Origin of the sequence: Ruficoccus sp. ZRK36 (genome assembly GCF_019603315.1) — a bacterium.
Lineage (GTDB): Bacteria > Verrucomicrobiota > Verrucomicrobiia > Opitutales > Cerasicoccaceae > Ruficoccus.
In genome coordinates this window covers 3,207,046-3,219,329 of record NZ_CP080649.1, presented here as the reverse complement: position 1 = coordinate 3,219,329, position 12,284 = coordinate 3,207,046, and the positions used below count along the sequence as shown (strand labels likewise).

10 protein-coding genes are annotated in these 12,284 nt (G+C 54.9%); 5 read left to right on the top strand and 5 right to left on the bottom strand.

The window, feature by feature from the left end:
- Nucleotides 1-79: 79 nt before the first annotated feature.
- The 5 genes from K0V07_RS14040 to K0V07_RS14020 form a co-directional block, all read right to left on the bottom strand.
- Complete coding sequence (locus K0V07_RS14040) at nt 80-982, bottom strand: hydroxyacid dehydrogenase (RefSeq protein WP_220622015.1); 903 nt, start codon at nt 980-982, stop codon at nt 80-82.
- A gap of 167 nt (nt 983-1,149) precedes the next feature.
- Entirely contained in the window at nt 1,150-1,695 is a 546-nt protein-coding gene (locus K0V07_RS14035; protein WP_255567998.1) for a hypothetical protein, read from the bottom strand.
- A gap of 285 nt (nt 1,696-1,980) precedes the next feature.
- Nucleotides 1,981-2,904 (bottom strand): hypothetical protein, encoded by a 924-nt coding sequence (locus K0V07_RS14030; RefSeq protein WP_220622013.1) that lies wholly within the window; start codon nt 2,902-2,904, stop codon nt 1,981-1,983.
- 171 nt (nt 2,905-3,075) lie between these two features.
- Nucleotides 3,076-4,347 carry an alginate lyase family protein gene (locus K0V07_RS14025; RefSeq protein WP_220622012.1) on the bottom strand — a complete coding sequence of 424 codons (1,272 nt, stop codon included), beginning with the start codon at nt 4,345-4,347 and terminating at the stop codon, nt 3,076-3,078.
- 97 nt (nt 4,348-4,444) lie between these two features.
- Nucleotides 4,445-5,500 carry a LacI family DNA-binding transcriptional regulator gene (locus K0V07_RS14020; protein WP_220622011.1) on the bottom strand — a complete coding sequence of 352 codons (1,056 nt, stop codon included), beginning with the start codon at nt 5,498-5,500 and terminating at the stop codon, nt 4,445-4,447.
- Between the two features lie 535 nt (nt 5,501-6,035).
- Between K0V07_RS14020 and K0V07_RS14015 the strand changes: the two genes are divergently transcribed.
- The 5 genes from K0V07_RS14015 (at nt 6,036) to K0V07_RS13995 (ending at nt 12,232) form a co-directional block, all read left to right on the top strand.
- A complete protein-coding gene (locus K0V07_RS14015) occupies nt 6,036-6,800 on the top strand; it encodes a DeoR/GlpR family DNA-binding transcription regulator (RefSeq protein WP_220622010.1) in 765 nt (254 codons plus the stop codon).
- 7 nt (nt 6,801-6,807) lie between these two features.
- Nucleotides 6,808-7,854 carry a hypothetical protein gene (locus K0V07_RS14010; RefSeq protein WP_220622009.1) on the top strand — a complete coding sequence of 349 codons (1,047 nt, stop codon included), beginning with the start codon at nt 6,808-6,810 and terminating at the stop codon, nt 7,852-7,854.
- A 4-nt stretch (nt 7,855-7,858) separates the two neighbouring features.
- Entirely contained in the window at nt 7,859-8,431 is a 573-nt protein-coding gene (locus K0V07_RS14005) for a D-lyxose/D-mannose family sugar isomerase (RefSeq protein WP_220622008.1), read from the top strand.
- 24 nt (nt 8,432-8,455) lie between these two features.
- Nucleotides 8,456-9,490, top strand: a complete 1,035-nt coding sequence (locus K0V07_RS14000) for a carbohydrate kinase family protein (RefSeq protein ID WP_220622007.1) — start codon at nt 8,456-8,458, stop codon at nt 9,488-9,490.
- A 192-nt stretch (nt 9,491-9,682) separates the two neighbouring features.
- Nucleotides 9,683-12,232, top strand: a complete 2,550-nt coding sequence (locus tag K0V07_RS13995) for a sugar-binding domain-containing protein (RefSeq protein ID WP_220622006.1) — start codon at nt 9,683-9,685, stop codon at nt 12,230-12,232.
- Nucleotides 12,233-12,284: the final 52 nt, after the last annotated feature.

The following is a 12,284-nucleotide window of genomic DNA, read 5'->3' as shown; positions in this document are numbered from 1 at the left end:
CTGCGTTAGGCCGAAACAGCGATCTCCTGTGGCAAATCTAGTGCTTGGGGTGTGCTTACGCTACCCGGGGAAACAGGAGCTAGGCCATGGTTTGATAGATTTGTTCCGTGACCTCATGTTCCAGAGGTAGCCCGGCGAGGTAGCGCTCTAGCTCATCGGCCATGTACTCACCCAGGCGATAGCACTCCTGATTCAGACTGCCGGCAATATGCGGCGTGATAAAAGCGTTTGGCAGTTGCCACAGAGGATGGGCGGGAGGGCAGGGTTCCGGATTCGTCACATCCAGTATGGCGTCAATGTCCGTGCGTTGTTTCAGTACCTCGATCAGTGAGGATTCCTCGATCAGGGCTCCACGGGCCGTGTTTATCAGCGTGGCATTTGGCTTCATGGACATGAGCAGGTTCATTCCGATCATGTCTTTGGTTTCGGGGAGACTCGGTGCATGCAGACTGATGACATCTGACTGCGAGAATAACTCATCGAGCGATACGAGACGTACCCCTAGGTTGGCTGCGTCCTCGGCTGTTGCGTAGGGGTCGTAGGCTAAGACATCGAGAGTGTGCCCACAGGTTAGTGACCGGGCAACTCTTCGGCCGATGGTGCCCAAGGATACGATTCCTACCTTTGAGCGAAAGATACCTGCCGCTTCGGCTGGTTTCTTCCATGTCCTGTTTTGTTTGGTATATTGCTGAGCGCGCCAGCATCTTTTTAGACTTAGAAGAATGACGGCATAGGCGAACTCCGCAGTGGGGATGGCGTTCGCCCGCCAGGCAGATGATACGCCGATGCCTCGGTTTCGGGCGTCTTCGGTATAGAACTGCCGGATTGATCCAGAGCCGTAGAACACATGTTTGAGTGCTGGCATAGCTGCCAGGAGCTCCTCATCCATGATCGGCATCCCCCAGCCCGAGAGGATGTACTCGACGGATGCGAGTTCTGTTGTATGAGCCCGCCAGGTTTCAGCGGTTACTAGCTGTGGCATGGGGCGAGTTAGCTCTCGGATACGCTGCTGTGTCTCACTGGAATAGATTTTATGAAGGGATCTTTGGTCCAGTAAGTAAACGCTCTGTGGTCGGTACGACATGCGATAGGTGCGGTAGGTGATGGGTCTTATACGTAGGGGACGGAGCGCGAGGATGTTGGCGTCATTTAATCTTCACAGATGTCCCACAGGCCACGGTTCCCGATGACTTCCTCGCGCGGGAGGCCCGTCGCGCGGCCACTGTAGTAGACGACTGCGGCAGAGCCATTATATCGATAGGCGATTGCATGTTTGGTATAGACCTCTTCGCCGGTATAGTCATCAGCGTTATCTCGGTGGATGATCCAGTCCAGCGCATCTGCGAAAGCCATCTTGTTGTCCAGGTTGGGAATGTCGGCCCTGTTGACCTGGTAGCCTTGACCAGGCTCGGCCCATTTCCCGTTCATCGATGTAATGTTGTATCCGTATGCGCGGTCCAGGCGCAGCTTACCGCTCGAGGTGGTTATTTCCGCCTTGGGAGCGACGAGTCCGGACGGCCAATTATTACCAGGCTCGAGGGAGAAGTAGGCGCGGAACTTCGGGTCGTTGTGCCAGAAGACAGCTTCACCCTCATCTGTCCAACTGGCGATGGGGACATACCAGCCATTGTGGTCACTGCTGTAGAGAGAGTTGGCCAATTGCAATGAGCGCAGGTTGCTGATGCTTTTGCTCAAGGCTGCGGTTGTCCGTACCCGCTGGATGCTTGCTATGATAAGCGTAGCAAGTATCGCAATGACCGCAATCACGGTAAGTAGCTCGATTAAGGAAAAGCCAGGGTGCTTCTGCCCGCTACGCATTGGGCAGCGGCATTGGTGTAGGCGTTTCTGTGGGGTAGAGTGCATATGCGGTGTGTGAGGTGTCTACAGCATGGATGTGAGTCGACAATAACCCTTGCCCCACCTGGGTGGGGCTTTCAGAACCAAACTTTTTCTAGTAAAGGAGTCTTTCGGAGCGACTGGCTAGCAGCGGCACCGTTTTTTCAGAATCCGTCGCCCGCCGACCAGGATCAGAAGGGGGAGGAGCAGCATGCTAAAGTCGGCTTCCGGGATGTTTGAGCCCGAGGCTGAGAATTCCGAAATGCCAAAGGATACGACGGACGCATTTGTACTGGTGCTGCCGGTGAACGAATCGTCGCCGAAGTAGACACCTACGGATGTAATACCGCTCAGGCTAATGCTCTCGAAGCTGGCAGAACCGGAGTCAAAGAGCAGTGAGTCCGTCGGGTTGTAGGCTGCCCATTGCGTCGAGGTGAGTTCGCTACCGCTTATTTCGACCGTGGATGATCCGCCTTTGGGGCCCATGATCGTTGCTTCCGAGATGTAGTAAGATCCGTCCTTCTCGATCAGCCAACGACCTTCCGGGTTAAAGACATCGCTGGCTGTTCCGCTGGAGTTATAGTAAAACGTGGTAGACATGCCATCAACGCCGATGTCTCCGGTCGTGTATTCAGCATTGAAGTCTTCCTGCTTGAAGACAAAGACAGCGGCAAATGAGTAGGTGCCATCTGCCCAGCCCTCGGAGCGATAGGTTTGCAGCCACAAGGCGTCATTATTGTTCAGGTTGGTATAGTCGCTGCGTACTTTCTGGTTTGTAAGGCCGCTGTCGATATCGCTGCTGGTAAAACGATAGCCACCGTAGAACGTGGGGCCAGAGTAGCCGCTGGAGGGGCTCAGGGCCTGCGAGTCGCTAAATGCTGTTTCAAAGGTGTAGCCAGCACCGGTCGTTGATTCGCTTGTCTGCCGAGCGAAATCAACATCGCTGCTCACGTATGAGGAGGAGGGGCCGAATTCAAACAATGTTGCTGCCTGACTGGTAGCTCCAACTCCTGCGAAGATGGAAATAAGTGCTACACGCAACAGGAGGCTAGGTATGGGGTGGTTCATTGTCATTATGATTTCAGGGGTTTTGTTTGTTCTGATTTGGGTTTTTGGGAATGGGTTATATTGTCGATGATTAAGATATGAATTTCATAACAAAGGATCAAGATGGCTTCCTCTGATACAGTTCAGCTGTCATGATTAACATAGTTTCATGGAGCACTAAGATGAACGATATTACAGGGTCTCTATAGATGGAGGTGGTGCGAAAACCAGGCGCATATACATATCTTTTTTACTGGGCGGCGGAGCCTCCTGCTCCCATACGCTACAGCGGGGGTCGTCGAAGCGTGTGCCTGCGCGGCGAAATACTGTCCATAGATCACGGGCATCATTCTTGCGCATTTCCTTGTATGGCCACTGATCCGGATGATCCATGTAGTATCCGAGGTAGGATACCGCCTGGTGGACGCGGACCTGTTGGTCCGTAAGCTCTAAGTCGACTTCATCGCAGACAGCCTGAATATCGAGGAAGGCCTGCAGGCAAAACGTCGTGTAGTGCAGGGGACGGGTTCGCGAGAGTTCCTCCGGCATGCTGCCATCGGGCGATATTTGCTGAGTCAGTTCTGGTACCTTCTCCACATATAGCTGCCGGATCTCTTCGCCCCGTCCGGAGAATATACCGTAGGCACCGACCTGTGCGAAATACCATACACTGTGGTTGTTCCTTTGAGATGATTCTATAGCTGCGTAGTCACTGTGCAGAAACCAATCCAGCAGGTCGCTAACCCATTGCCGGAAGTCCGACTCATCCTGAGCGGTCCAGTATGGTGAGCCTTGCAGGAGGGTGACGGCGTCGAGCATCGTGGGGAGCGACCACGTATCAATCATACCGATAGAGCGCCCTTCGCACTTGCCCGGTATCGCCTGGGAGTAACGAAGATGGGGATTCATCCGGGTTGCCTCATCCAGAAAGAACGTGCGTAGCCAGAGGCTTGCCTGTTGTGCATAACGCTCGTCACCGGTTAAATAGTAGGCTAGTCCCAGACGACGGACGGTGCTTATGACTGTCCCCAGGCTCTGCATATCATTCAAATTCTCTTTGTTAAACTGACCGTCCCTGCGGACATAGGGCAGCCCATCCTCGGTGTCGGGATTTGGCCACCAGTACGGACCCATACTAAAGTAGTCGTGTGGATCACCGCTGGCCGGTAGCACCGCTTTATTTACAATGGTGGGTGGCTCTCGGTTGAGGTCAGCCTCTGCATACTGAAGTAGCTCGGTAATCTCGGGGCGTTGCTCGGATGAGTCGGCTAACGACATCTCCTTTACCTGGGCGAGCCATTCGCCCTGCCAGATCGTTGTGGCCGGGGTGGGAGTGACCGCAGGCTCATCGATTGAGATTTTACCTGAAGCGGTCGGAGCGTGAACCTGTTTTGTCTCCTGGCATCCGTTGATGAAAAGGGTAGCGATAGCAGCAAGGAAGAGGCACATAGGGGTAGGCTTCATGGATGTGAGTGTGCATTTCACTCACCGGCCTCGCAAGAAGAGCCTTTCTGATACAGTTCAGCTAGGGCGAGCTGACCTTTTTAGCCTTTGCACTGTCTCAGCCTGAAGGTGGACGTAGGGTGGCACCTTCGATCCAGGACCCCTCGACCAGAACCTGCGTGGCAATCTCAGGGATGCCAACGTCCTGTATATTGAGTTTTTCAACGAGCAACTCAGTGGCCCGGGCTCCTGTTAAGTGCGCATTCTGGTCGATTCCCGAGAGGTGCGGAGTGTCTTTCCAGGCATCCAGGACGGCATAGCCCACTTCCTCTGGGATGGAGATGCCTGCCCGGGTCAAAATCTCATAAACATAGGAGCCCTGCGTCAGAATCGCGTCAGGCTTTACAGCCCTGTACCATTCCAGCACACGGGTTTCCTCGTTGATCGGCGTAAAGTGCAGCGGGATGCGTTCTTCTTTCGGCATCTGGGCCTGATAGGAGCGGACACCGGCACTCCATCCGTGAAACGTGCGTCTGTCGGTCTCATCGGAAATGCAAAAGGCGATTTTACGGTAGCCCCGTGCACGCAGTTCCTGCATGGCAACACAGGCCGACTTAAAGTGCTGATGGGAGACCAGATTCAGTTTGGGGGACTTAAGGGTATAGCCAAAGGTAATGGCGTAGAAGGGGGAAAAGTCGAACTCGAGTGTGTTGTCATAGCCTGGTAATGGCGGCAGGAGAATACCCTGAATCTTTCTGGCGTTGAGGATTCTCCTCAGTGACTTCGCGTTGTCTTTTTCCAAGTCCAGGGTGTGCTCTTCAATGCGATAGCCCAAGTCGCTGGCACGCTGGCAAGCACCCTGATGATAAGCGGTGTAGATTCTTGAATTTCGCCACGACCAGATGGTTGGCACAACGGACAGCCAGGCGATCGTTGCCGTGTAGTGGGGCGATGCATTCTTTTTTCGATAAGCGGCGAGACCCGTCAAATACGGGTCCGGCTTGTATCCCTTGGTCTTAGCGAGATTCAATACCTTCTCAATCGTTTCCTGCGGGATGTCGGGGTGACGCCGCAGAGCCATTGAGATGGTCGATTGAGCTAGCCCCAGCTCTATAGCCAGGTCCTTTTGAGTAGTCCTTTTTGCAGTGTTATCCGATTTTGGTTTATGCTGCATGGGAAGTTTTCTTCTGGGAGTGGCTGGGGGCTGTCATCGGATTACCTGGTAAGGTCGCGAAGCGAGCAGTAGCGCCCGAGGGTGGTCAACAACGAAGGCTATACGTGAGCAGGCCGCTCGTCTCTCATTTCTAACTCTGTATCAGGTCACAATCAAATGTGCAAAATCAGTGAAGACTTTGCCCACTCGCACGAGTTCAGCAAGCATGGAGACAGATGGATTGCTTGGGTGAATGATCACATAAAAAATAGAAAACTGATTAACATTTTAAATATTACGATTTGCACTTAGTCGAACGCAGGTTCGAGCCCTGTAGCGTCTACGATTTACATTCTACACTTTCCGTTGTGTTGGAGAGACTTAGGGGATTTAGACCAGTCGGTCCGAGTCTCATTCAGTCTCAATGCATTGCGCCCAGTCTCGAAAAACTCCCTGTTTTGGGGCAACTTATCTTGCGCTTTCGTCCCACTCCTACGTGCAAGAATGTGTTGACGATTATGATCAAAATCGATCACATATGTTCATTGTTGCTCTTATGACCACTTTTGATCGTCGCCAGAGAATTCTTGAACTCGTCCGTGAGGACGAAAGCATCGCTGTGCGAACCTTAGTCGACACTCTTGGGGCGTCTCCGGCGACTGTGAGACGAGATCTGGTAGAGCTCGAAAAAGAGGGCAGGGTGGTGCGCACGCATGGCGGCGTATTGCACCCGCGCAAACTCTCCGCTGAGCCGAGTTTTTCCGTCAAGCAACAGCGCGTACCTGCGCACAAGCGCGGTATCGGTCGAGCAGCCGCCAGCTTTATTCCGAAGGGCGCGAGTGTTTTTATTGATGCAGGTACAACGTGTCTCGAAGCAGGGTTAGCCCTGCTGGAGCGCAATGCGAACACTCTGTTCACGAACTCCTTACCGTTGCTTTATCACGGCTGCTCTCAGCCAGGGCGTGTGATCGCGTTGGGTGGCGAGGTGCGATCCATCAGCCGGGCACTGGTCGGTGGTATGGCGCTGGAGTGGTTGCGGCACCTGCGCTTTGACTACGCAGTCATCGGTGCCTCTTCGTTGGATGCTGAGGCGGGGGTATTCACGACCGAAATGAGTGAGGCCGATGTTAAGAGCCAGGCTCTGCAGCACGCTGAAACCGCACTGCTCGCTGCCGATAGCGAAAAACTGAGTCTGAGCGCCCCTGTGAATTTTGCTCACTGGCAGGCTTTCGATTCCTGGATCACGGACGAGGACGTCCCACCTGATCTTCTGCGCCAGCTGAGAAAACAACTGAAAGTCACGATAGCCTCAGCCTCTTAATACGATCATGCTAAAGAGCCTCGATCAGAAACTCGCCCGCATTCATGCCGGTACCGCTACCGCTTCGGATTTCATCATCGCCGACGCCAAGGACGCGGACATGGCCTTCGGGATCACCGCTCCTGGCCCCAATCGTGCCGGGGCCTGCCCCCACGGCTACAACGAATCCGATGGCTGCTACAAGACTCTCGCCGACTACCGCGAGCAGATCCGTGCCGTGATCAAGCAGCGGCTGGTAGACATCATGCTCCTGTCCGCCTCCAACGTCGAGCAGCTAGCGATTGAGGAAAAACTCTTCCGTAACTCGCCCATCACACCTGCGGCTCGCGCCAATGACACGACGGATGTGTGGGTCGTGCGCGGCGGCAAATATCCCAGTCAGCCCTCGCGGCATTTCCGGACGGCGACGCTCGACCATATCAAGTATGGCAAGCTCGAAACCAATTATCACCGTCCGCACGTCGGTGCGGACCTGGGACTGTACTCGATCACTTTCACTAACAATATCGATTGGGATTACCGGGCGTTGGAGGAGTTTCACAAATTCCGTCTGGAGGCTGAGACCAAGCGCTTTCGCTACTTTCTCGAAGTATTTAATCCGAATGTTGATCCTGGTATTGAACCCAGGCAGGTCGGCTCCTTTCTCAACGACCACATCATCCGCTGCCTGGCGGGGGTGACTCGCGTCGGTCGTCCGGTCTTCCTGAAGATTCCCTACAACGGCCCCGGCCCGCTGGAAGAACTGGTTTCCTATGACCCTTCGCTCGTGGTTGGCATCCTCGGAGGTAGCGCCGGGACGACTCTCGACGCCTTTCAACTTATCCATGACGCCCAGAAGCATGGAGCGAAGGTCGCTCTTTTCGGACGTAAGATTAACCTCTCCGAACATCCGCTGGCTTTTATCGAGTTTCTGCGCCGCATTACAGACGGAGAGATCGGCCCGAAGGAAGCCGTCCGTGCTTACCACGGTGTACTCCAGCGATCAGGCATTCACCCTGTCCGACCACTCGAAGAAGATCTCGTGCTTACTGAGACAAGTTTAAGCTATTCCTAACCCGATGAAACGTTCAGCGATCAACGCTATCTTCCACGAAGCCCGCGCGTGCTTCGAACGCCATGGCTGGGCCCTGCCGCCAGAACCCCGTTGGGACATTACGGACTTCGGTCTCGGGCGTTTCGATGAGTATGGGCTCGTCCTCATCAACTTGGCCGAGGAGCCCGAGTATTGTGAGAAGCTGATGTTTGCTCGCCCCGGCCAACGCACCCCTGCACACACGCACGCTCGTAAAAAGGAAGACATTATCTGCCGACACGGACGCATGGCCTTGCGCCTGTGGGGCGGTCACCCCGAGCGCGGCACGAGCGGCGATACTCTGACTCTGCGCGTGAACGGCGCCCCCCGCGCCCATGTCTCGGGTAAGGTGCTCGTGCTTGAGGCGGGGGAGCGCGTTACCCTGACGCCCGGTGTTTACCATGAGTTTTGGCCCGAGGCTGAAGACTGTATCATCGGCGAGGTCTCTACCGCTAACGACGACGCCAACGACAATATTTTCGTCGATCCGGCTATTGGGCGCTTCCCGGGTATCGAGGAAGACGAACCCTCCACCGTACGGCTGATCAGCGAACCTTAACCTATCCTCTCGCCCCATTCCCCCATGATGAGAAACGGCATCCTTTGCGCAGGAAACTGGATCATTGATCACGTCAAAGTGCTCGACGCCTGGCCGCACCAAGACGGACTCGCTACCATCACAGAGGAGTCAGACGGTAACGGTGGCTGCCCCTACAACGTGGCTAAAGACCTGGCCAAGCTTCATCATGGACTCCCGCTATATGCGGCAGGATTGCTCGGGGACGACGCAGACGGGCGCACGATCATCGCTGATTGCCGCTCGCACGGTATCGACACCACAGGGTTGAAGTTCACATCGGAGGCTCCCACCTCGTACACGGATGTGATGACCGATCGCACGACTGGCCGCCGCACGTTTTTTCATCAGCGCGGCACCAATGCACTGTTGTCTACAGAACATATTCGCCTGGATGACTGCCCGGCTCGTCTTTTTGTCATGGGCTACTTCGGCCTGCTTGATGCCCTCGATGCAATCGACCTCGGCGGAAGTAATGGCCACGCCAAGGTCTTCGCGCGTGCTTCCGAGCTGGGGATGCTGACATGCGCTGACCTTGTTAGCACACCCTGCGATTTCCCCGCTATCGTGGGGCCCAGTCTTCCGTATCTCGATCTTCTCGTGCTCAACGAATGGGAGGCCGCCCAATTGACTGGCATTCCGAATGACAACCATGGTGCGGTGAACCTCAATGTGCTCCAGGTTCAGGCACACGCGTTACTCGAACGGGGCGTCCGGCGAGCCGTGGCCATCCACTTCCGAGAAGGTGCCGTCATCGCCTCAGCTTCCGGAGAAACCCACCTCCAAGGCTCCCTCAATCTGCCGCCTGAGTGCATACGTGGTGCGGCTGGTGCTGGTGACGCCTTCTTCGCCGGGCTGCTCTATGGGTTCCACGAAGACTGGCCATGGGCCGAGTGCATGCGGCTAGCTGTCTGCTCCGCTGCCGCTTCGCTTGAGGCGCCTACCTGCTCCGATGCCATACGTCCGTGGAAGGCATGTCTTGCCCTCGGCGACGAACACGGGTTTCGGCAATTGGGCGAAGCAAGCCCTTCTGGGCAATAGACCGTGAGCGTCGGCTTGGGGAGAGGGCGTATCGTGCTGATTGCGGAGCCCTCCAGTGCCGAAGAATCCAAAACGCAATGGAAACGAAAAGACCATCAATGCAGAAGCGTTTATCATTTAGTCCAACCGTTAAGAAACAGAACATGCAGCCTGCATATGTAAATCGTCAGGAGACGTGCAAGGAGTAGCTTTATGCAATTTGACCCCATTGATCTGAGCGGTGCCTGGAAACTGCTGGAGCGTCCTTTGAGCGACGACACCCATGCCATGCAGGATGTGCAAGCGGCTATGTCGGATGCGATAACCTGTCATGTCCCCGGAGATGTGAGTGACAGTTTAGTGCAGGCCGGGAAGATGCCTGAGCCCCTGGTCGGTTTGAATTTTCAGCAGTTTGACTGGATCGATGATCGCTCATGGTGGATGAGTCGCGAGGTTGATGTGCCTACCGCATGGAAAACGCTGGCGTGCGTGCAGCTCTCTCTCGATGGCCTCGACTACGGCGCAGACATCTGGCTCAACGGTCATCACCTTGGGCATCATGATTCTGCGTTCTATCCGTTTGAGTGTGATGTGAAGCCACACCTGCAATGGGGCGGTGCGAATACGCTGCTCGTACGCCTGACAACAGGGCGTGATATCGCAGAGCAGTACCGGGACGATCCTCTGTGCAATGCTACCGCAACTGAAGCGGCGCGCGGCTATCCCGAGCGAGGGATGAGGCATCGTATTTTCCTGCGTAAGCCCGCCTACACATGGGGATGGGATTGGGGGCCGTATCTTGCTACATGCGGCATCACGGGGCATGCGATGCTCAAGCCCGTGCCCACCGTACAGATCAAGGATGTGGCCGTGGTCACAACCTTGCAGGGCAAGGATGCCATCGTGGATGTGTGTGTCGAAACGAATTACCACGTGATCACCACCACCTGCCGCGCAGATGTCACGGTAAGCTTCACCGATGAAGCTGGTGAGGCATTCTCAAGCACACGCAGCAATGTGATATTGAATTGTGGGCGCTGCCACCTCGATCTGCGCTGCATGATCCCCGATGCCCGGCTGTGGTGGCCCAACGGTGCTGGTGAGCAGCATCGCTATGAATTGGTCACAACCATTACAGTCGAGGGCCAATGCGTGCATGCTCACAAGACCAGGGTCGGTCTGCGCACCATCCGCTTGATCGATGAGCCGGGTCATTTCGCTATTGCTGTGAATGGGCAGCCCATCTTCATCAAGGGTGGCAACTGGATCCCATCCGACAGCCTGTATGGACGCATCACCGATGCTAAGCTGACGACGTTGGTTGCCGAGGCTGCTAATGCCAACTTCAACTGCTTGCGAGTTTGGGGTGGGGGGCGCTATGAAGCAGACCGCTTTTACGATGCCTGCGACGAGTATGGGATTCTGCTGTGGCATGATTTCATGAGTGCTTGCTCTGCTTTGCCCGCTGATCGTGATTGGTTTGTTCGTAGCTATGAAGCGGAAGCAAGATACCAGATCAAACGCCTCCGTAGTCGCGCATGTCTGATGCTATGGTGTGGTAATAATGAAGTCTCACAGTTCTATGAAGATCCTGATTTTACAGGCAAAATCCAGCAGCTACGCGATCCAGGATGGGCACTGTATCACGAGCTTCTGCCTACCTTAATCCGGGAGCTTTGTCCGCAAGTGCCCTATCGGCCGACCAGTCCTTATGGAGGGGAGACGACCGTACACGATCACCAGGATGGGGACTGTCATCACTGGACGGTTATGCTGCCGGAGACGGAATACTGGTCTAACCCATGGTACTGGGACACCGATGATGTTCCTATCTTCAACTCTGAGTATGGTTATGGTGGACCCTGCTGCATCGAAAGTACAAAGCAGTATCTCGACAGCGACAGCCCCAATCTGTTTGATGAAACGGGACGTCAGCACACCAACGCGTTTTACGATATGCAGCGCGTTAACTTCAGCATAACGGAACATTACTGCGATGCTGGAGGGTTATCGCTGGATGAATACATTCTGCTTGGCGGCCTCTGTCAGGGGTTAAATCTGGGCTACTCTCTGGAGAGCATGCGCGCCAACCCGCAAACGATGGGCGGCATCTTCTGGATGTATAACGACACGTGGGGCGAGAACGGTTGGACCATCATTGACTATTATCTTCGTCGCAAGGTTTCGTACTATCATGTTAAGCGTTGCTTGGCTCATCAGCGTCTGCTGCTGCGTAAGGGCGGTGAGGTTTATGGCGGAAAACCCGGTGAAATACTGCTCATCGCCATAAACGATACGCCGTCGACGATGGATGTGCGTGCGCAGTGGGGGTATCAGAGTTACGATGGGGCATACAGCGAGCTCATGTCATTGGAGGCCCGCACGGCGCCGTTTGATCATTCCGTGATCGCAACAATGCCCATGCCTTCTACCGATCAACTTGAACAAGGTACTGTGGTCGCCCTCCCGGACCCAGGCACTGCGCTGGAGGCGGTTAGTTGGTTACGCGGGCCGTATCGCACACTGCATCTCCCTCATGCCAAAGTAACAGTCGAGGCATGTGAGCGTGTTGACGATACGTTGCATGTCACGGTTCATAGTGATGTCTTTGCTCATGCGGTGCATTTTAATCTACCCGGAGGGTACCGATTGAGCGATCATTACTTCGATCTGCTTGCAGGGCAATCGCGCACAGTGGTGATTCAGAATGCAGCAGACATTGATGTCAGTAATCTCAAGGCATCGTGTGTGAATCAAGTGTGAGAAAGACAGTTGCACATGTAAACGGATGTCTGTCCTGAGTCGTATTGAACCA